17 protein-coding genes and 1 tRNA gene are annotated in these 19,819 nt (G+C 71.2%); 5 read left to right on the top strand and 13 right to left on the bottom strand.

Annotated features, from left to right (window positions below):
• The 7 genes from ABII15_RS33425 to ABII15_RS33395 all read right to left on the bottom strand — a co-directional run bounded on the left by ABII15_RS33425 (position 1) and on the right by ABII15_RS33395 (position 6,503).
• Positions 1-918: a LysR family transcriptional regulator gene (locus ABII15_RS33425; protein ID WP_353946016.1), complete on the bottom strand. Its 918-nt coding sequence runs from the start codon at positions 916-918 to the stop codon at positions 1-3.
• Positions 919-958: 40 nt separating this feature from the next.
• Positions 959-2,305, bottom strand: a complete 1,347-nt coding sequence (locus tag ABII15_RS33420) for an MFS transporter (protein WP_353946015.1) — start codon at positions 2,303-2,305, stop codon at positions 959-961.
• On the bottom strand, positions 2,302-3,450 hold the full coding sequence (locus ABII15_RS33415) for a M20 family metallopeptidase (RefSeq protein WP_353946014.1): 1,149 nt from the start codon (positions 3,448-3,450) through the stop codon (positions 2,302-2,304). The genes ABII15_RS33420 and ABII15_RS33415 overlap by 4 nt, the downstream gene beginning before the upstream one ends.
• A complete protein-coding gene (locus tag ABII15_RS33410; protein WP_353946013.1) occupies positions 3,447-4,121 on the bottom strand; it encodes a DUF1028 domain-containing protein in 675 nt (224 codons plus the stop codon). The genes ABII15_RS33415 and ABII15_RS33410 overlap by 4 nt, the downstream gene beginning before the upstream one ends.
• Complete coding sequence (locus ABII15_RS33405) at positions 4,118-4,564, bottom strand: RidA family protein (RefSeq protein ID WP_353946012.1); 447 nt, start codon at positions 4,562-4,564, stop codon at positions 4,118-4,120. The genes ABII15_RS33410 and ABII15_RS33405 overlap by 4 nt, the downstream gene beginning before the upstream one ends.
• Before the next feature lie 12 nt (positions 4,565-4,576).
• Complete coding sequence (locus tag ABII15_RS33400; RefSeq protein WP_353946011.1) at positions 4,577-5,860, bottom strand: NAD(P)/FAD-dependent oxidoreductase; 1,284 nt, start codon at positions 5,858-5,860, stop codon at positions 4,577-4,579.
• A gap of 202 nt (positions 5,861-6,062) precedes the next feature.
• Positions 6,063-6,503, bottom strand: coding sequence for a MarR family winged helix-turn-helix transcriptional regulator (locus ABII15_RS33395; protein WP_353946010.1), 441 nt, complete (start codon positions 6,501-6,503; stop codon positions 6,063-6,065).
• A 96-nt stretch (positions 6,504-6,599) separates the two neighbouring features.
• Between ABII15_RS33395 and ABII15_RS33390 the strand changes: the two genes are divergently transcribed.
• Complete coding sequence (locus ABII15_RS33390) at positions 6,600-7,523, top strand: zinc-binding dehydrogenase (RefSeq protein ID WP_353946009.1); 924 nt, start codon at positions 6,600-6,602, stop codon at positions 7,521-7,523.
• A 62-nt stretch (positions 7,524-7,585) separates the two neighbouring features.
• Here the strand turns inward: ABII15_RS33390 and ABII15_RS33385 are convergent, their stop codons facing one another.
• Positions 7,586-8,284 (bottom strand): STAS domain-containing protein, encoded by a 699-nt coding sequence (locus tag ABII15_RS33385; RefSeq protein WP_353946008.1) that lies wholly within the window; start codon positions 8,282-8,284, stop codon positions 7,586-7,588.
• A 540-nt stretch (positions 8,285-8,824) separates the two neighbouring features.
• Between ABII15_RS33385 and ABII15_RS33380 the strand changes: the two genes are divergently transcribed.
• Both ABII15_RS33380 and ABII15_RS33375 read left to right on the top strand, forming a co-directional pair.
• The gene (locus ABII15_RS33380) at positions 8,825-9,337 is read left to right on the top strand and encodes an N-acetyltransferase (protein ID WP_353946007.1); all 513 of its coding nucleotides are present in this window, start codon (positions 8,825-8,827) and stop codon (positions 9,335-9,337) included.
• A 95-nt stretch (positions 9,338-9,432) separates the two neighbouring features.
• A complete protein-coding gene (locus ABII15_RS33375; protein ID WP_353946006.1) occupies positions 9,433-10,101 on the top strand; it encodes a methyltransferase domain-containing protein in 669 nt (222 codons plus the stop codon).
• Positions 10,102-10,157: 56 nt separating this feature from the next.
• Here the strand turns inward: ABII15_RS33375 and ABII15_RS33370 are convergent, their stop codons facing one another.
• Positions 10,158-10,364: a hypothetical protein gene (locus tag ABII15_RS33370; RefSeq protein WP_353946005.1), complete on the bottom strand. Its 207-nt coding sequence runs from the start codon at positions 10,362-10,364 to the stop codon at positions 10,158-10,160.
• Between the two features lie 130 nt (positions 10,365-10,494).
• Here ABII15_RS33370 and ABII15_RS33365 point away from each other — a divergent pair, with 130 nt between their 5' ends.
• The gene (locus tag ABII15_RS33365) at positions 10,495-13,287 is read left to right on the top strand and encodes a transcriptional regulator (protein WP_353946004.1); all 2,793 of its coding nucleotides are present in this window, start codon (positions 10,495-10,497) and stop codon (positions 13,285-13,287) included.
• Between the two features lie 132 nt (positions 13,288-13,419).
• Here ABII15_RS33365 and ABII15_RS33360 read toward each other — a convergent pair whose 3' ends face one another.
• From ABII15_RS33360 to ABII15_RS33345, 4 genes are all read right to left on the bottom strand, one after another.
• The gene (locus ABII15_RS33360) at positions 13,420-13,833 is read right to left on the bottom strand and encodes a hypothetical protein (protein ID WP_353946003.1); all 414 of its coding nucleotides are present in this window, start codon (positions 13,831-13,833) and stop codon (positions 13,420-13,422) included.
• A 55-nt stretch (positions 13,834-13,888) separates the two neighbouring features.
• Positions 13,889-17,731, bottom strand: a complete 3,843-nt coding sequence (locus ABII15_RS33355; RefSeq protein ID WP_353946002.1) for a hypothetical protein — start codon at positions 17,729-17,731, stop codon at positions 13,889-13,891.
• Positions 17,732-18,133: 402 nt separating this feature from the next.
• Positions 18,134-18,637, bottom strand: coding sequence for a hypothetical protein (locus ABII15_RS33350; RefSeq protein ID WP_353946001.1), 504 nt, complete (start codon positions 18,635-18,637; stop codon positions 18,134-18,136).
• 231 nt (positions 18,638-18,868) lie between these two features.
• A tRNA-Pro gene (locus ABII15_RS33345) sits at positions 18,869-18,942 on the bottom strand.
• Positions 18,943-19,085: 143 nt separating this feature from the next.
• Between ABII15_RS33345 and ABII15_RS33340 the strand changes: the two genes are divergently transcribed.
• On the top strand, positions 19,086-19,799 hold the full coding sequence (locus ABII15_RS33340) for a thiamine pyrophosphate-dependent enzyme (protein ID WP_353946000.1): 714 nt from the start codon (positions 19,086-19,088) through the stop codon (positions 19,797-19,799).
• Positions 19,800-19,819: the final 20 nt, after the last annotated feature.

Genomic DNA, 19,819 nt, shown 5'->3' with positions numbered 1-19,819 from the left:
TCAGGCTCCCGCGGCGATCTCCCGCAGGACGTCCCGCACCGCGCGGGCACGGGCCGACTGCGCCGTCCCGGCCACCGAGGCGATCCTGACCTCCAGCGGGCGTCCGGCGTCGCGGAGTTCGAGTTCCGCGATCTCGCCGCCGCCGTACGTCGACCGGGTCGCGGGGCGCTGGTTGAGCACGGAGTAGCCGAGGCCGCTGGCGACCATGGAGCGGACGGTCTCGTAACTGCGGGTGCGGTAGCGGACGTCGGGCGCGGTGCCGGTGGCGGTGACGAGGGCGCGGAAGTAGTCGCGGCTGTGCGGGAGGTCGAGCAGGACGAGCGGTTCTGCGGCGAGTTCGGCGAGGCTCACGCTGCCCCGGTCCGCGAGCGGGTGCGCGGCGGCGACGATGACGTAGGCGGGTGCGCGGGCGATCGTCTCGCTGAGCAGTTCCGGCTCGGCGGACAGGCCCAGATCGTAGGTGAGCGCGAAGTCGATGCGCCCGGCCGTCAGGGCCGCGACGAGCTGGTCCGCCTCGTCCTCGACCACGTCGATCTCGATGCCGGGGTGGCGGCGCGTGCACTCGCTGAACAGGCGCGGCAGGTAGTACGGGGCCAGGGTGACGAAGCAGCCGACGCTGACCGGCCCGGACAGGGCGGGCCCGTCGCCGCGCGCCTCCCGTTCCATCTCGCGGGCGCGGCCCAGCAGGTCCCGGGCCTGCTGGCGCAGGCGCTCACCCGCCGGGGTCAGGGTCAGGCCCCGGCCCCGCCTGCGGATGAACAGCTGCACCTGGAGGTCGCGCTCCAGGCCGGTGACGGCGGCGGACACCGCGGACTGGGCGATGTGGAGCTCCGCCGACGCCTCCGTCATCGAGCCGCGTTCGGCCGCGACGAGGAAGTAGCGCAGCTGGACGAGGGTGAATCCGGGGGGTGTCGTCATGCGGGGCCTCTGTGCCGGTGGAACGGGTGTGCGCCCGACTCTAGGGCGTGTGTTCACCGGGCACCGACACGTCCTCGGCGTGCAGCAGCGTCGAGCCGGCGGTCTCCTTCAGGGAGAGCGCGGCGATCAGGCCTCCGGCGGCGAACACCATGAGGTAGGGGCCCGGCACCAGCGTGCTGCCCGTCGCCGAGATGAGCAGGGTCAGCAGATACGGCACGGTACCCGCGAACAGGGCGGCCGTCACGTTGTACGCGATGGACAGGCCGCTCTGCCGGGTGCGCGTGGGGAACGTCTCCGCCGACCACACCGCGTACGTGCCGAGGATCGCCGCCAGGATCGCGCCGAGCGCCAGCCCGGCGATCCAGGTTCCGGTCAGGCCGGTCCGCATCAGCCAGAAGGCGGGCGTCGACAGGACGAGGAGCGCGGCCGTCGCCCCGATGAAGACCGGTTTGCGTCCCACCCGGTCGGACAGCGCGCCGAACTGCGGTACGAGCACCAGGCCGAGCAGGGAGATGGCGGTGGAGAGCAGCGCCGCGCTGTCGGCGGACTGGCCGAGGTGGTCCGTCTCGTAGGTGACCAGGTAGGTCAGGACCGCGTAGAACGGCACGTGCATGGCCGTCATCAGGCCCGCCGCCTGGAGGAGTTGGCGCCGGTGGGAGCGCAGCAGTTCGCGCACGGGGCTGCGCGGGACGGTGTCGTTGCTCTCCAGTGCCCGGTATTCGGGGGTGTCCTCGATGCGGTTGCGGATGACCACTCCGATGACGCCGAGCGGCGCCGCGACGAGGAACGGGATGCGCCAGCCCCAGGCGGTGAGCTGGGCGTCGTCGAGGCCGGTGGACAGGAGCAGGAAGACGAAGGAGCCGGCGAGGAAGCCGAGCAGCGACCCGACCTCCAGCCAGCTCACCCCGAAGCCGCGGCGGCGGCGCGGCGCGCTCTCGGCGAGGAAGCTGGCCGCGCTGCCGAACTCGCCGCCCGCGGCGAATCCCTGGACCAGCCGCAGCAGCACGAGGAGCACCGGGGCGGCGATGCCGATCGAGTCGTAGCCCGGCAGCAGGCCGATCGTGAGGGTCGCGCCCGACATCAGGAAGATGACGAGCGAGAGGGTGCGCTTGCGGCCGATCCGGTCGCCGAGCGGGCCGAGGACCAGGGCGCCGACCGGCCGGATGCCGAAGGAGACGGCGAACACGCCGAACACGGCGAGCAGGCCGGTGGTGCGGTCCTCGGCGGGGAAGAACACGGTCGCGACGGTGTCGGCGAGATAGGCGTACGCGGCCCAGTCGAACCAGTGCACGAAGACGCCGACGGCTCCCGCGGCCACGCTCCTGCGCAGGGTGGCCGGGTCGGTGGGCACGTCCACGGCGGGGTGGTCGGTCTCGGTCGTGGTCACGTCGCTGCCTCCTCGGGTACGGCCCGGTCCACGGCGGTCCACGCCAGGGCGACGGCCGCGTCGAGCAGCGCCCGTCGCGCGGGGCCGCCCACGCAGTGCGCGGCGAACTCCCGCTGGTGGTTGGTGGCGGGCAGGGATCCGATGCCGATGTAGGGGTGGATGGCGGGCACCACCTGCGAGACGTTGCCCATGTCGGTGGAGGCGCGGTTCATGCGCGCGGCCTGGCCCGGCGGCGCGAACTCCCGTCCCAGGGCGACGGCGTTGGCCCGGTAGTGGGCGAGTGCCGTCTCGTCCGCGCGGAACTCCGCGTACGGCTTGCTCTCCGGCTCGATCTCCAGCGCGCAGCCGGTGGCGAGGGCGCCCGCCTCGAAGGCGCGCATCACGCGGGGTTCGAGCGCGGCGAGTTCGGCGAGCGTCTCCGCCCGTACGTACCAGCGGCCCGACGACCGCTCGGGGATGGCGTTGGGGGCGTCCCCGGCGTGCGTCACCACACCGTGCACCCGCGCCGACGGCGGGAGTTGCTGGCGCAGCAGTCCGATGGCGACCTGGGCGACGGTGAAGGCGTCGGCGGCGTTGACCCCGGATTCGGGGTAGGCGGCGGCGTGCGCCGACTTCCCGGTGTACGAGATCTTGGAGTGGCTGACCGCGAACGGCCGGGCCTCGGCCACGTCCACCGGCGCCGGGTGCGCCATCATCGCGAGGTCGACACCGGCGAAGGCACCGCGTTCCAGGAGTTCGATCTTGCCGCCGCCGCCCTCCTCGGCCGGGGTTCCGTAGACCTCCACGGTGAGCCCCGCGTCGTCGGCGACGGCGGCGAGCGCGAGGGCGGCGCCGACCGAGCTCGCCGCGATCAGGTTGTGCCCGCAGGCGTGGCCGAGGCCGGGCAGCGCGTCGTACTCGGCGCACAGCGCGACGCGTACGGGTCCGGTGCCGAACCGCGCGTGGAACGCCGTGTCGAGCCCGAGGTAGGAGGCGGTGACCTCGAATCCGGCGCGGTCGAGCAGCTCGGGGACGCGGGCGGCGGCCCGGTGCTCCTCCCACGCGGTCTCCGGGTCGGCGTGCAACTGCTCCGAGAGCGCGATGAGTTCGTCGGCGTGCCGGTCGACGGCCTGCCGGGCCGCCGCCTTCAGGGCGCGGCCGTTCACCGGTCCCCCGGCACGCCGTAGGAGGGTGCGGCGGCCGGGTCGAGGCCGCGTCGCACGTAGTCGTCCCGCTGCGGCAGCCACACGTCGAGGAGGTCGCCGAGCCGGTCGACGGGGTCGTCGGCCCAGTCGACGCGCAGGTCGGTCACCCGCCAGCCGACGTCGGCGACCACCGCGAGTCCCGCCGAGTGCACGGGTCCCTCCTCGCCGCCCGCCGCGACGGCCGCCTTCATGGCGGCGATCAGCCGCTCCTCCAGCTCACCCGTGGCGGCGGCGTACGCGTCGACGAGGACCTGCGGAATGTGCTCGCCGGAGAGCATGTTGCCCGCGGCGACCGCGCCGTCGACAGCGACTGCGGCATAGGTGCCGAGCGTGTGCGGGCCGCTGTGGGCGAACCCGGGGCCGGACCGCCCGAGCACCGTCAACTGGCGGTAGGCGATGGTCTTCTCGTGCTGCCGCGCGCCGGTCACCCCGGCCAGGGCGCGCTCCGCGTCGCCGTGCTCGGCCAGCCCGTCGAGCAGGTGCGTGCCGAGGGTGGGGTCGGTGATGTTCTGCGAGGTCGCCGCGCCCACGCCGGGCCGCAGATGGACGACGCGGGCGGCGACCGCCGGACTCGACGAACTGGCCGCGATGCCGAACCGTTCACCGTCGCGCACCACCAGGGAGAACGTCATGCCCGCTCCTCCTTCGGCAGCACGGCGATCGCGTCGATCTCGCACAGCCATTCAGGGCGTGCGAGAGCGGAGACGACGACACCCGTGGAGATCGGGTACACGCCCTTCGTCCACCGTCCGACCGTGCGGTACACGGCCTCGCGGTAGCGCGGGTCGATGAGGTAGATCGTCAGCTTGACCAGGTGTTCCATCCGGCTGCCGGCCTCTTCGAGCAGCATCTTGATGTTCGCCATGGCCCGCTCGGCCTGTGCCTCGGCGTCGCCGATGCCGACGGACTCGCTGGTGTCGAGGTCTTGGCCGATCTGGCCGCGGACGTACACCGTGTCACCGGCGACGACGGCCTGGCAGAGGTCGTTGTCGAGGCTCTGCTCGGGATAGGTGTCCTTGGTGTTGAACGGCCGGATCCGGGTGTGCCCGCCGGCCACGATCGGGGCGCCTGCCATGCTCTGTGCTCCTCAGTTGCTGCCGTGGTCGCTGTTGTCGCTGTTGTCGGGGTGCTGGTACGCGAGGTATCCGCGCCGGGTCGTGATGTGGTCGGCGACGTACTTGGCGTCGTGCCAGACGCCCCAGATGAAGCTCGATCCGCGCCGGGACAGCCAGGGCAGGCCGAGGAAGTAGACGCCGGGCTCGCGGGAGACGCCGCGGCTCTGGTCGGGCCGGCCGTTCTCGTCGTACGCGTCGACGTCGAGCCAGCCGTAGTCGGCGGCGAAGCCGGTCGCCCAGACGATCGAGGTGACACCGGCCTCGGCCAGGTCGAGTTCGAGCCGCGGGTCGGTCAGGCACTGCGGGTCGGCGCCGAGGACGTGCGCCTCGGGCTCCTCGGGAAGGCCGAGGCCGTTGCGCTCGACGTAGGCGTCGGCCGCCCTGAGCAGGCCCAGGTACTTCTCGTCGCCGAGCGCGATGTTCGTGGCGAGGTCGGGGGCGAACCGGAGCACGCCGTCGTCGTACGCGGCGGTCATCCCGACGAGTTCGACGCCGGTGCCCGCGAGCGCGCGGAAGTCCACGGTGTGCCCGCCGCGGGCCCCGCTGACCGCGATGGTGACGTGGGCGGCACCCTGCGGCGGCGTGGTCAGGTCCCACAGGCCGAGCACGCCGAGCCACCAGCAGAAGTCGCGGCCGCGGTACTGGCGCGGCGGCCGGTCGTGCGGCCCCACCGAGAGCAGGACCCGCCTGCCGGACCTGCGCAGTTCGTCGGCGATCTGGACACCGGACGAGCCCGCGCCGACCACCAGCACGGCACCGTCGGGCAGTTGACCCGGATTGCGGTACTCGCTGGAGTGGATCTGCGTGAGGACCGCGCCGTCCGGGACGACGGGCGGGATCACGGGCCGCTGGAACGGCCCGGTCGCCGCGACGACGAACCGGGTCTCGACATCCCCCTCGGACGTCTCGACCCGGAAGCCGGGGCGGCCCTGGTTCTTGCGTACGCGCGTCACCTCCACGCCGCACCGCACGGGGGCGTCGATCTTCTCCGCGTACGCCGTGAAGTACTCGGCGACCTGCTCCTTCGTGGCGAAGCCGTCCGGAGCGACGTCGGGGAACTCCAGGTTCGGGAACCGGTCGTGCCAGGCGGGCCCGTTCGCGACCAGGGAGTCCCAGCGCTGGGAGCGCCATCGCTCGGCGATCCGGTCCCGTTCCAGGACGATGTGCGGGATGCCCTGCGCTCCCAGGTGTTCGCTCATCGCTATGCCGGCCTGACCCGCGCCGACCACCACAACGTCCGTCTGCTCACTGGGCATTTCGACCTCCACTCACGCGACGGCCGATGCCGCGGCGCCGCTGTGGCCATCCTTCGGCCGGGCCCGGAGTTCTGTCCAACAGTTGTTTCAGCGGAGAGCGATCTGATTCTCAGATACGGAGAGGCGCGCCTGACGGGCCGGTCGCGGCGAGTGGGTCAGCGTCCGGTCGCGGCGTTCGGCATGGGTCGAAGGGGGCCGGTGGTCACGCGATTCCGGCGACTCGTCGCAGCATCTCCAGGAACTGCTTCCGCTCGGCCGGTGACAGCGGGGCCAGGAGCTCTTCGTTGGCCCGCTCCCCCGCGTCCGTGCACTCCTCAAGTCGCCGCTCACCCGCGGCGGTGAGGCTCACCGCGTTCTTGCGGCGGTCGGCCGGGTCCGGGGCGCGGACGACGAGGCCCTCGGCCTGGAGATCGTTGAGGACGCCGACCATGTCCTTCGGGTCGAGCGAGACGGCCCTGCCCAGTTCGGCCTGTGCGACGGGACCCAGATCGGCGACGGCGGCGAGAACGACGTGGTGCCACATCTTCATGTCGTGCCGCGCGAGCGCCGCCGAGACCAGCCCGCGCCCGCGGGAGGCGGCCCGGCCGAGGAGCCAGCTCGGAAGGCCGCGAATACGACTGGGCGCCGACGGGGTCTCTGTCATGCCCGACAGCCTACCGAGATTTCATTGGTAACCCCAACGAACATGCATTACCGTTGGAATCACCAATGAATCTCGCGAGTGTCGGGGGGATCGACCATGCGGCGCATCCGGTACGAACACACGGGCGGACCCGAAGAGTTGTTCCAGGAGGAGGTCCCCGTCCCGGAGCCCGGGCCGGGCGAACTGCTCGTCAGGACGGAGGCGATCGGAGTCACGCTCCCCGTCGTGCGCAAGACGCGCGAGAGCGCACAGCCCATCCCGCTCGGCGGAGAGCTGGCCGGTGAAGTGGTGCGCGTCGGCGAAGGCGTGAGCGAATACGTTCCGGGCGACCGCGTCACCGGCCTCTGCTTCGGACACGGATACGCGGAGTACGCGCTGCTGCACTCCGCGATGGCTTCGCCGATTCCGGCGGACGCCACCGCCACGGACGCCGTCGCACTCGTCCGCAGCGGTGTGGTGGCGCTCGGCGCCCTGGAGGCCGCGCGCCCGGAGCAGGGCGAGTCGGTCCTGGTCACCGCGGCGGCGAGCGGGGTGGGCCATCTCGCCCTGCAATTGGCCCGGTCGAGAGGTGCCACCCGCGTGGTCGCCGCCGTGGGCGACTCCGGCAAGGAGGACTTCGTACGGTCGCTGGGCGCCGACGCCATGGTGACCTACGGGCAGCCGGGCTGGGGCGATCCGGTCGACATCGTGCTCGACGCGGTGGGCGGCACCCTGCTCACCCCTGCCGTCAAGGCGCTCGCACCCGGCGGACGGCTGGTCGCCTACAGTTCGGGCGGCGGCACCATCGACGCGTACGAGCTCCTCGCGGGCGGCAGGTCGGCCATCGGTTTCCAGGTGGCGATGGTGGCCAGGACCCAGCCGCAGCGGTACGCACGGTGGCGGGACGAGTTGTGGCGGCTGTTCGGCGAAGGTGCGCTGCGGCCCGCGGTCCACGCGGAGTTCGCTCTCGCCGACGCGGCGCGAGCGCACGCGACGATCGAGGCCCGGGCCAATCGGGGAAAGGTCGTCCTGGTGCCCTGAAGCGAGCCTCGGCGTCCCGCCCGCTCCCCTTCGCCGGCTGCCCCACCCCCGGTGGACGCGGCCTACGCGGTGCTCGAAACGTCGTGCCCGGCGCGCCAGGCCAGGGCTCGGCGCAGCTGGCCGAGATCAAGGCCGACGGCATCGGCCAGCGGGAGGCCGCTGAAGGACTCGCCCTTGTCCTCGACCACCCGGTCGACCCGTGCCGCCCAGGCCTCGACTTCGCTGTAGGGCCGCGCGCCGTAGTGCTCGACCAAGGCCGTGACGTGCCGGTGACCACAGCCGACGACGGTGCGTGCGCCCTCAAGAAGCGGGTCTCCGGGGTACTCGGCGGACGAGTCCCGCACGATCTCGTCGACGCGTTCGCCGGTGGGCACGACGGCGCCGCACCAGTCGCAGACGCTCTGATCGGCGCGCAGGAAGGGCTCCGGCGCGCAGGCCAGCACGGCCTTTCCCGGCGTCGGGCAGAGACCGAGAGCGTGCTCGAATCGGCTCGACACGATCGCGCGGCGCACCGAACTTCCCCCGGCCACACCGAACGTGCCGCCGCGGCCCGTGACCGGGAGCCGCAGTCCGGCGAGACCCTTGATCCCGGACCAGTCGAAGTACCGCACCGCGCTCAGATCCATCACGAACGCCAAGTGCCCCTGGGCGAGGTACCGGGACACGGGCCGGCGCAGCTCTCCCAGGCTGGTCGCGCCGACATCCCCGCTCACGCCGAGGACGATCGTCCCGTGCGCAGCCGTTCGATCGGTCCACTGCATCTCTTCCACCGCTCCTGGAACCGCCGGTCCGCAACGCGAGCACGGGCCACGTGATCGTGGGCTCGTGCCGTTGCGAATTGGCCGACAGGAACCGGCCATCACTCCGTAGGACACACGCATGGGCAACTTGTGACGCGAGGAGTCGGATTCCGTGAAGAGCCGTGCCACTGGCCGAATGTCGATGGAGTCCGTCTCCTACGACCCTCTGCTCCCTTCCCACACTTTTATGCGGGCGGCCCACAAGCTCGTACGCCGGTGTTCGTCCAGCTCGACGAGCCGATCGTGGGGTACCGAGCGGACCTCGGGCCGCTCGTCGTCGGTCGTGCGGGGCCTGTCTGTGTATGGTTGAGGTGTCCGTGTTTGATCAGTGGTTGTCGATGGGAGGTGAGGTTGATGACCGCGCTCACGGCCACCCTGCGGAGCGTCCGGGTCTCCCTCACGTCCCGGGCCGTGGCCTGATTTTCCCGTCCCCTCCTCGCTGAGAGCGTGAGCTCACGGGGCAACCGCACGCACGACTCCCGAAACGGATCTCCCATCGCCATGGGCAACACCTGGATCACGCGCGCCGAGACCGGCGCCGACATCCCCGCCGTCCGCGACATCAATCTCGCGGCCTTCCCCACCCCTGCCGAGGCCGACCTCGTCGACGCCCTGCGCGCCGATCCGGCCGCCTGGATCGAGGGCCTCTCCCTCGTCGCGGCCGACGAGACCGGCCGCCCGGTGGGCCACGCGCTGCTGACCCGCTGCCACATCGGCACCACCCCGGCGCTGTGCCTGGCCCCGTGCGCCGTCCGCCCGGAACACCAACGGACCGGAGCGGGCAGTGCGGCCATCCGCGCGGCCCTGGCCGCGGCGAAGGCGCAGGGCGAGCACCACGTGGTCGTCCTCGGACACCCCGCCTACTACCCCCGGTTCGGATTCACCCGGGCCTCCGACCACGGCATCGGCCTGACCATCGACGTCCCCGACGACGCCCTGATGGCGCTCAGCCTCGACACCGGCCTTCCCCTCCCGAGCGGCACCGTCCGCTACGCCACCGCGTTCGGCATCTGACCTGCCCTGTGCCGCGGTCGCGCGGGCCGGCTGAAGTCGGCGCCCTGGACTGGCAGTTGCCCGGACTGTCAGTCGTCCGGTCTAGGGTCGCCCGCATGGCCGAGCCCTCCTTTCTGACCGCCGTCCGGGAGTCGTACGACACGGTAGCCACCGCTTACGTCGAACGCGTCCCGCCGCCGGCCGAGATGGACCCGCTGTCACGCGCGATGCTGGCTGGTTTCGCCGAGCTGACGCGGACGGCCGGTCCGGGACCGGTGGCGGACGTGGGATGCGGCCCCGGACGCGTGACGGCACACCTCGCCGGGCTGGGCGCGTCCGTCTTCGGCATCGATCTGTCGCCGAAGATGATCGCGCTGGCCCGGCGCGCCCATCCGCACCTGCGCTTCGCGGAAGGGTCGATGACCGCGCTGGAGACGAGCGACGACGAGCTCGGCGGCATTCTGGCCTGGTACTCCACCCATCACACGCCCCCGCGATGGCTGCCGGACGTGTTCGCCGAGTTCCACCGCACGCTCGCACCCGGTGGCCATCTGCTCTGGGGAGACTACGTCGGCGACGAACGGCTCCGGCCGACCCACGGCTACGGCCGCCCGGTGTCCTACGAGTCGTACCTCCTGCCCCTGGAGCGCGTGGTCGACCTGCTGAACGAGGCCGGGCTCGTCGTCACCGCGAAACTGGAACAGGAACCCGGCGGCCGCGCCAACAGACCCCACGCCTGCCTCCTGGCCCGCAAGCCCACACCGACGACCGTGACGGCCCTGTGAGGAGTGTTGGACGTGATGTTCCAGAACAGGTTCGTGAGCTGCGTCGGCGGTGCTCATCATGTGTGGCCGACGCCGGCCACGGTGGTAACCACCGTGGCGGCAAGAGCCACGGTCGCGGTGAAACTCATGGCCGCACGCGCCAGAGCAGCGGGGTAGGTCGCGTGGTCCCGGCGCGCCAGATATCCGGCAGCCGCTCCGGCGAGCAGCGCGATGACGATCACCTGTGCGCCGGCCAAGAGGGTGATCATGTTGCGGTCCGTCATATCCGGTCCTCCGCGTGTTCGGCCTGTTGTGGTGGGGCCGACTTTCGGGTACCTCCTGTTCACCGTGGTTCATCGACTCAAGATGAACACCGGCGAACAACGGGCGCCGGGGGGACTCAGAGGATGCGACGTGGACACTGGTGAGGCTCACAACCGCGACGCGCTCGCGGAACTGAGGCACCGTCTGGAGGCCGGCCGAGTGGCCCGCGGGCTCAATCAGACACAACTGGCCCGTGCCGCCGGGTTGGGTCGTACGACGGTCAACCAGGCACTCAGCACCAACGCGGCGGCGCCTTCGAGCGACACGGTCGGCGCGCTGGGCCAGGCCCTTCACCTGGACACCCCCGCACTGTTGAAGCTCCTCGATGCCGTACACGGCCGTGACGTCACGCCTCCCGACGTCGGCACTCCAGGGAAGTCGATCGGACTGTGGGATCCGCACGACTTGGAAGTGCATCCAGCCGCGATGCCGCCGGCGGCGGGCTCCGGGGCTCAGACGGACAGGGGCGGAAGGAGATACGGGCGACTCGCCGTACTCCCCGCCTACGTTCGGCGCGCACACGACCATGCGTTGGCGACAGTGGTGAGCGCGGCTCAGTACGGGCGCAGTGGGATGGCCGTACTCGTCGGTTCCTCATCCACGGGCAAGACCCGGGCGTGCTGGGAGGCGGTGCAGCCGCTGGCCGCCGCCGGATGGCGTCTTTGGCATCCCTTCGACCCCACTCGCACCGACGCCGTCCTCGCCGACATCGGCAGGGTCGCGCCTCGGACGGTCGTCTGGCTCAACGACGCTCAGCAGTACTTCGGTGTCGGCGAGAAGACCAGCGAACGCATCTCGGCAGCGGTCCACAGCCGGCTCACCGACGGGGACCGAGGCCCTGTGCTGATCCTGGGTACCCTCTGGCCGGAGTACGCGGACGCGTTCATGGCGCTCCCCGAGGCCGGTGGCCCGGATTCGTATGCGCGAATCCGTGAGTTGCTGGCGGGGAGGTTGATCGAGTTGCCGGACAGCTTCGACGAAGCGGCGATACAGGCAGCAGGGTCTCTCGCGGCAGCGGGTGACCAGCAACTCGCCTATGCCTTGGGGCACATGGAGAACGGCCGATTGACCCAGTTCCTCGCTGGGGTCCCTGAGCTCCTGCGCCGCTACGGGTCAGCCTCCACCGCCGTAGGAGCCCTGCTCCACGCTGCGATGGACGCCCGGCGCCTCGGGGTGGGAGCGCACATTCCGGTCGCGTTCCTGGAGCACGCCGTGGAGGGCTATCTCGACGACGCCGAGTACGACGAGCTGTCCGACGACTGGCTGGATCTCGCGCTCACGGACGTGACCCGCCCCGTCCACGGCCGCTACGCACCCTTGCGCCGGGCCCGTCCGCGTCCGGCCTCGCCAACCTCCACGAGCCCGGTCCCCCGGACCGAGTCGTATCGCCTTGCCGACTACTTGGAACAGCATGGGCGCCGCCGTCGCGCGCGGCTGTGTCCCCCGGATTCGTTCTGGCGGGCGGCCCTCGACCATCTCGGCCCCAAGGATCTCGCCAACCTGGCCGATGCCGCCCGGGTCAGGAACCGGATGCAGTGGGCCGAGCGACTTGCGCGACAGGCGGCGGCTTCGGGCAACTCCGACGCGCTCATTCGGCTGGCGGAGATCAGAGGGACCGCAGGTGCTACCGAGGAGAGCGACCGGCTCCTGCAACGCGCCGCCGATCATGGCAACACGGCCGCGATGTTCCGGCTGACAGGATTACGGGAACTGGAGCAGCAGTTCGAGGAAGCGGAGCAGTTCGCCCGACGCGCCGCGGAGTCAGGAGACCCGAGCGCCCTGGCTCACCTCTCACAGCTGCGCGAGGCGGCCGGAAAGCGCGAAGACGCCGAGCAATTCGCCCGTGACGCCGCAGAAGCAGGGCTGACCAGCGCTCTCGTCCGTCTTGCCGAGCTGAGAGAACAAGCAGAAGCACACCAGAGCGCCGAACGGCTCTGTCAGTTGGCGGCCGCCGCCGGCGACACCTCCGCGTTCATGCGGCTCGCCGTGATGCGAGAGGCGGCTGGAGCCAAGAACGGGGCTCAGCGGCTGTACCAGCGGGCCGCTCGGGTGGGCAATGCCAGCGCATTGGTCCGTCTCGCGGCTCAGCGAGAAGCAGTCGGCGACCGGACCGGCGCGGAACGTTTGGCCATGCGGGCCGCCGACGCCGGACAGTCCTTCGCTTTTGTTCGGCTCGCCGAGATGCGTGAAGCAGCGGGATTGCATGCGGAGGCCGAGAAGCTCGCCCAGAAGGCCGTCGACTCCGGACATCGCTTCGCAGCGATACGGCTCTCCGCCATACGCCAGGCCGCAGGGGATCATGAAGGTGCCGAGCATCTGTGCCGTCTGGCTTCGGACGCGGGCATTCCCAGCGCAGTCGCGCGGATCAGCGAAGCGCGCGAGCAGGCCGGAGACTCGGAGGGTGCGGAGCGCCTGGCACTTCAAGCCGCGGAAGCAGGCAATCCATGTGCTGTGGCGCGCCTCGCCGATCTCCGCGAGCTCTCGGGGGATCACGAAGGTGCCGAGCGATTCGCGAAACTGGCAGCGGATGCCGGTGACACCAGTGCCCTCGCGCGCATCGCCGAGATGCGCGAGTTCTCCGGCGACCGGACGGGAGCCGAGCGGTTCGCTCAGCTGGCCGCCGAGGCCGGAAGCACCAGCACCCTGGTGAGACTCGCGGACATCCGGGAGTCGGGGGGTGACGCGGATGGCGCCGGATCGCTGCTGCGGACCGCCGCCGACATGGGCGACACCTACGCTATGGGGCGGTTTGCCATATTGCGCGACATGGCCGGTGACTGGAGGGAGGCGGACTCTCTCGCCCGGAGGGCCGCCGATGCCGGCAACGCCAGCGCGCTCGCACAACTTCTTCAGCTGAGGAAACAAAGACTCGAAGAGCACTGAGCTCCTTCGCCTCCGGAGCGGGGCCGACCGCGAGCGCGAGGAGTACCGGGCCGGCCGCGCCCGAGGAGCACGGCCGGCGGGAGGGCTCCACCCCGGTTCCGGCCGGGGTGGAGCCTAGGGAGGCGGGGCGGGTCAGGAACCCGGCTGCGGGCGGGCCTCGATCAGCGCGTCCGCGATGCCGAGCGCCAGGGCGTCGGCGTCCTCCCGGTAGCAGCCGATCCGCTCGTGGAAGGGCTCCTCCGAGAAGTACCGCCCGTGGGCCAGGAACATGGTCGCCACGGCGGTCAGGGCACTGTGCAGAGTGTGCAGCTCAGAAGCCGAGAACGGGATGTCCCGCGACCGGCCGCCGTCGTCCCCGAGCCGGTCGACGAGGTCGTCCACCGTCGCACGGTCCGCGCCCAGCCGGAGCGCGAGCACCGCGTCACCGGACTCCCCGGAGCGCAGCAGCATCAGCGCCTCGCGCAGCGCCGACGCCTGTGACGGCGCGAGCCGTGCGACGAAGGCCTCACCGCCCTCGTCGGGGGTGAGCCTGATCCGTGTCCTCATGTGTACCGCTCCGCTTCCTGTCTCTGTCCCTGTTCCTGATCCGCTTCCGGTCCGGCTAGTTCTTCACGTAGCGGCCGCTCAGGAAGTCCGCCTCGGTCATCTTGTACGCGTGGATGAAACGGCTGGTGATGATGACGATGCACCCCTTGTCCTCGTCGTAGGCGACCGGGTTGCCCGTTTTCGAGTCCTTGTGGGTTCCCTTGCCGCGCCACTTCTCGAAGTACTTCGCCATCGAGTCCAGGTCGCGTCCCACGCCGGGGATGTTGTGGTCCTTGGCCTCCTTGGAGTCGCCCATCATCCGCCGCCACTGGTACTCGACGCCGTCCGACACGTCCGGCCCGTAGGTCTCGTCGATCTTGTCCAGGATCTCGAAGGGCAGTTCGTCGCCCGGGTCGTACCCGCAGATGTCCGGCCCGTCGGCGGCCGATGCCGCGGCGGCGAACGACGCCGTTCTGGCCGTCGCGGCGGACTTCAGCGGCTTCTTCACACAGGACGGGAGGTCGGGCTCCTTCTTGGCCTTCTCGATGATCTTCTCGAGGTTCTTGATGACCTTCTTGGCCTTGGCCGACTTCTCGAAGAAGCCGACGACGCCGCCGGTGATCCGGACGATGGCCTTGCCGACCGCCGGGATCTTGGTGAGCGGAATGGCCGCGCTGACCGCGTTGACCAGCGTCCACAGGCAGCTCTCGGGGTCGCCCTTGGTCAGGCAGTTCTTGAGGTCCGTCCAGCCGATGAAGTCGAGGAGGATGGCACCGCCGTTCTCCTTGACCCAGGCGAGCAGGTCCTGGCCCGCGAGGGCGCGGGCCGCCCGGTACTGGTCCACGCACTCCTGCCCGCACATGCGAAGCAGGATCGCTTCTTCGTCCTGGCTCAGCTCGGGGCCCATGTCGGGCGCCGCATCGGCGCGTTCCTTGCGCAGTTCGGCCAGACGCTTGCGCTCGGCCTCCTCGGCACGGGTGGCGGCGGCGTCGGCGTCCTTGGCGGCGCCGTCGGCGTTGGACGCCGCCGTCTCCGCCCTGGTCGCGTCGGACTCCGCGGCGGTGGCGACGGTACCGGCGGCGGAAGCATCCGCCTCGGCGGCGGAAGCCGCCTGACGCGCGCTCGCGGCGTCCCGCTCCGCGTCGGTGGCCTCGCGGTCGGCCTGCGCGGCCGCGCTCTCGGCGTCGTTGGCTGCGTTGCCCGCCGCCACGGCGTCGGTGCCGGCCTGGATGTCGTACTGCTGGGCGTTGGCGTCGGCCTTCTTCGCGGCCGCCGCGTCGGTGGCCGCCGCCGCTGCCGAGGCACGCGCCGCGGCGACGGACTTGAGCGCCTGGACCGCGTAGCCCGCGGCGTCGGCCGCGGCCTGGAGGGCGATCTTGGCGTCGCCGGCGGCCTTGTCGGCGAGCGCCTTCGCGTCGGCCGCCGCCTTGTTTGCCTCGTCGGCCTTGGCCTTGGCCGCCGAGGCCTGCTGCTCGGCGAGCGTCTTGGAGGTCTGTCCGACGAGGACGGCGAACGCCGCCGAGGTGTCGGTCTCCCGGTACGGGGAGCCCACGGCGATGGCCGTGTCGGCCGCCTTGGCCACCGCGTTCGCGGCATCCCGGGCAGCCTGTGCGGCCTGCCCGGTGGCGTAGGCGTAGCCCGCGGTCTTCGCCGCCCAGAGCGCGGTCCGGACGGACTCGGCCTGCGCGGCGGTCGCCTCCTGGCGCGCCTTGATGGCGGCGGCCTGGGCCTTCTTGGCCTCCACCTCGGCGTTGTCGGCGTTCTGCTTGGCCGCGCCCGCAGCGTCGATGGCCTCGGCCGCCGCCGCGTGCGCGGTCTGCGCCGCCTGGTGGGTCTTGGTGTAGGCGGCCCATGAGGCCTCGGCCGCGGCGCGGGAACGCTGGGCGGCGGCGTCGGAACGGGTGGCGGCCGCACGGGCGTTCACGGCCGCGGCGGACGCGTCGTCAGCGGCCGAGCGGGCGCGGGTCGCGGCGGACGCCGCGCTGTTCGCGGCGGTACGGGCCTCGGTCGCCGCCTGCCGGGTCTCCACCGCGGCGTCGGAACCCTCGGCGGCCGCCGCGGCGGCTTCCAGGGCAGCGGCCCGCGAGGCGGTGGCGTCCCGGTCGCGTTCGGCTCGTACGGCGGTGTTACGGGCGTCGTAGGCGCGCCGCTCGGCGGCCTCGGCCTCGGCGAGCTTGTCGGACGCCGTCGCGCCCGCGGTCTGGGCCGAGGCGAGCGCCCGGCCTGCCGCGTCCCGTTCGGTCTGGGCGCGGGCCTCCGCGTCGCCGGCCTTCTTTCGTTCGCGGGCCGCGTTGTCGCGCTCGCGCTCGGCGGTGGCCTTCTCGGTCTCCGCGATGCCCCGTTGCCGCTTGGCCTCCGCGGCGCCCGTCCTGGCGGTCTGCTCGGCCTTCTCGGCGGTCTCGCGGGCCTTCTTCGCGGTCGCCGCGTTGGCGGCGGCGTCCTTGGCCTGTTGGTCGGCGGCCGCGGCGGCCGCCTTCGCCTGGTTCATCGCCTCGAGGGCGGCGGCCTTGCGGAACTCGGTGTTCAGCGCGTGCGACTGCGTCTTGGCGAGGGCGAGCAGCGTCTGGGCGTCGGCGGCCGTCGCCTTGACCGCGTTCGACGCGGTCAGCGCGGTCTTCGCGGCTGCCTGGGCGGCGGCGTACGAGGCCTTGGTGACCTGCACCGACTGCTGGGCCTGCATCAGGCCCCGGCCGCGCGGGAGCTTGGCGTTGTCCGCCACGGTCCAGGCGGCCGTCTGCTGCGTGGTCACGGTGTCCGAGGCGGTCTTGGCCCGGGCCACGGCCTCGTCCGCCACCTTGACCTGGCTGACGACGGAGACCTTGAGTTTGCTGAGGCTTGCCGATGCCGTCGTGAAGGCGGCCGGCTTGGGATAGTTGATGGAGTCCTTGTGGGCGGCCCAGTACTTCTGCCAGTACAGGATCTGGTCGGCCTGCCAGGCCTGCCGGATCGCCTCGACCATGGCGTCGGTGGCGGTCCGCACCTCCTTGGAGGCGGACAGCTCGGCGGCGCCGATCGCCTTGCGCATCGGGGCCTGGCCCGCGTACTCGGCCTCCCACTCCGTGTACGCCTGGGTGACCGGCCCGGTCAGCACCCGGTAGTGGTCGATGGGGTTGGCGCTGTCGCAGCCGGCCCAGGCGACCTTCAGTGCCTCGACCTCCGAGCGGAACTCCAGGGAGTCCGGCTCGGGTGCCTTGGTCGGGAAGCCGCCGAAGCGCAGGAAGGTCGCTATGTCGTTGGCGGAGCTGGGGCCCTTGCCGCCGACGCCGAACAGTTCGTCCCCGGCGAACGGCTTGTAGGCCGTCGCCCAGGCGTCGTCCGGCGTGGACAGGTCGTCGAAGATCTCCTTGGCCTTGTCGACGCTCGCCTTCCCGGCGGGCGGCGTGGGGTTCTCCCAGGTCCGGTAGTACAGGTCCTGCTGGGTGCCGACGGTGAACGCGACGATGTCACCGCCGAACTCCGGCGCGTGATAGTCCCGCCCGCCCTGCGAATTGGTCGCCGCGTAGGGCTTGTTGTCCGCGTCCAACTTGGCCTGGCGGGCCCGGAAGGTGTTTAGGTAGTCGAGCCCGGCGGCCTTGTCCCGGTCCTGCGCCTGGCCGAGCTCGCCGAAGGTCCAGTCCGCCACGACCTTGCGCAGGTCGGCGTCGGAGCCCGCGAGCCTGGTCCCGGCCAGGGCCTTCATCTCGGGGCCGCCGTAGTGGACGGCCCGCGCCACCTGGCAGCGGTCCTGGCGGGCCTGGGCGCCCAGGCTGATCCGGACGGTCCTCTGGTAGGGGTCCGCCGGGTTGTCACCGGGCTCGTCGGCCGCCGCGGGAGCAGCGTGCATCAACCCGGCCAGGACGGCCGCCGCCGTCGCCAGCGCGGTGGCCGCGAAGCCCCTTTGCGCGAACTGTCTTCGCACTTCGTACCTCGTCTCTCGCATACATGTCAGCCTGCAGAGAGAGGTACGGGCAGCTGTGTACGACGAGGTATGAACTCCGCCTGACCCGCCCGAATTTGGGCGCACCCCCATGGCCCCTCCCCCCAGGGGCCCGGTGATTATTGCATGTGCAACACACCGACACGCACCGGCTGATGACGCATGGCACGTCGGGCCTCGGCCGAAGGGCTCTCCCTCCCCGAGATGTCAGGCGTCGGTGGCGAGCGCCGGTGGAGTGAGGTGTTCACCGTTGGTCGGCAGGCGTCCTGCGGCTCTGCGCATCGAGAAGGACATTCCGCCTGCTTTCCTCTGAGGCCCCAGCGGCCACCGAGCCAACTTGCCGGACGAGCCTGAGTTGCGCTTTCCGCGGCGGGGTGGCGCCGGGTCGCACAGGACCGGCCTCTGCTACCGGGAGGCGGATTCCGTGGAAGACGTCCAGAAGGTCACGGTCGGCCCGTAGGAGCCGTCCTCCTCGTCGCTCACACCGACAGTGATCTCGCGATCCGGGTAACGCGCGGACAGGACTCCCTGCCAGCACTCCCCCAGCGCCACGGCCAGTTGGGGCAGTTCTTCTCCCAACTGATCGCCGTCCGCCAACGGGGTGTTGAGGAAGGTGTCCCACAACTCGACATGGTTGGCGACGGATTCGACGCGCTTCCGATCGTCGCCCAGCTCTGAGAACCAACCGTCGACAGTGCTCCGATGAAACCGGTCCTTGAGGAATACGCAGCCGCGATACTCGATCGTCTCAGGGCAGAACATCCAGGCGGCGGCCAGAACGAACCGCAGTCCGCCCTCGAAGTCGAGGTAGCTGCCCGGCCCGAGCGTTTCGTCTTTCCATTCTGTGCGCCATCGCTTGAAGAAGGCCGGCAACTCACGCTCGGACCATGAAGGTTTGACGCTGCTCACGGGATCTCCCAGCGGAACGCGGCTCACACGCTCTCCGACTCAATCACGAGGACTTGGCCAGTCTTCGGATTGGCATTCTGCTTGCATTCTACGACGCGTGAGGTATCGACTCCGTTGCGTGAGGCTACCTTCTTGATCAGCTTCGACGCCTCACCCGGAAGCTCCCGCAAAACAGAAAAAGGGCCGTTCGAAAACGGCCCTTCACCTGCGACGTTCGATAGATCGAACTAGTCGGGACGACAGGATTTGAACCTGCGACCCCTTGACCCCCAGTCAAGTGCGCTACCAAGCTGCGCCACGTCCCGATACTCGCTGACCTGGGGTTTCCCCGGGCCGAACGCGCACGGAAACCATACCGCACTCGGGGCCGTGGTCGCGCATCCCTTTCGGGGCGGGGCGTGGGTTCGGGGTTGACCTCAAGGTTGCTTGAGGTTGCAGGGTGCCGAGTATGACAGTGAGTACAGAACGCGCCCCGGACCAGAACGCCCACCAGTACACCGACCTCCCCCGCCTCATGCGGCTGATGACCGGCGACGAGAAGCACGGGCCCTCCGCCACCTCCACCCTCGACGTGCTGTGGGTGCTGTACGACAGGGTGCTGCGGGTCACGCCCGCGACCGTCGACGATCCGGGGCGCGACCGTTTCCTGCTCTCCAAGGGGCACGGGCCGATGGCCTACTACGCCGTGCTCGCCGCGAAGGGGTTCCTGCCCGTGGAGTGGCTGAGCGGGTTCGGGGAGTTCGCCTCGCCGCTCGGGCAGCACCCGGACCGGATGCTGGTGCCGGGCGCGGAGATCGGCAGCGGGTCGCTCGGGCACGGGCTGCCGATCGCCGTGGGGACCGCGCTCGGGCTCCGCGCCCAGGGCCGTACGGAGCCCAAGGTGTGGACGCTGGTCGGCGACGCCGAGCTCGACGAGGGCAGCAACCACGAGGCCATCGCCTTCGCGGGCGCCGTCGGCCTCGAACAGCTGCGGACGGTCGTGATCGACAACGGTTCCGCCACGTACGGCACGACCGGGGGCATCGCCGCCCGGTTCGAGGTGGCCGGCTGGTCCACAGCGACCGTCGACGGGCGTGATCACTCCGCCCTGTACGAGGCCTTCACCGCCCCGCATCCCGGGCGGCCCCGCGCGGTCGTCGCGCGGGTCGAGCCGAAGTTCTGAGTCACCGCACAGCAACCCCG

It is taken from the genome of Streptomyces sp. HUAS MG91 (genome assembly GCF_040529335.1).
Lineage (GTDB): Bacteria > Actinomycetota > Actinomycetes > Streptomycetales > Streptomycetaceae > Streptomyces > Streptomyces tabacisoli.
This window is presented reverse-complemented; position numbering and strand designations above follow the sequence as displayed.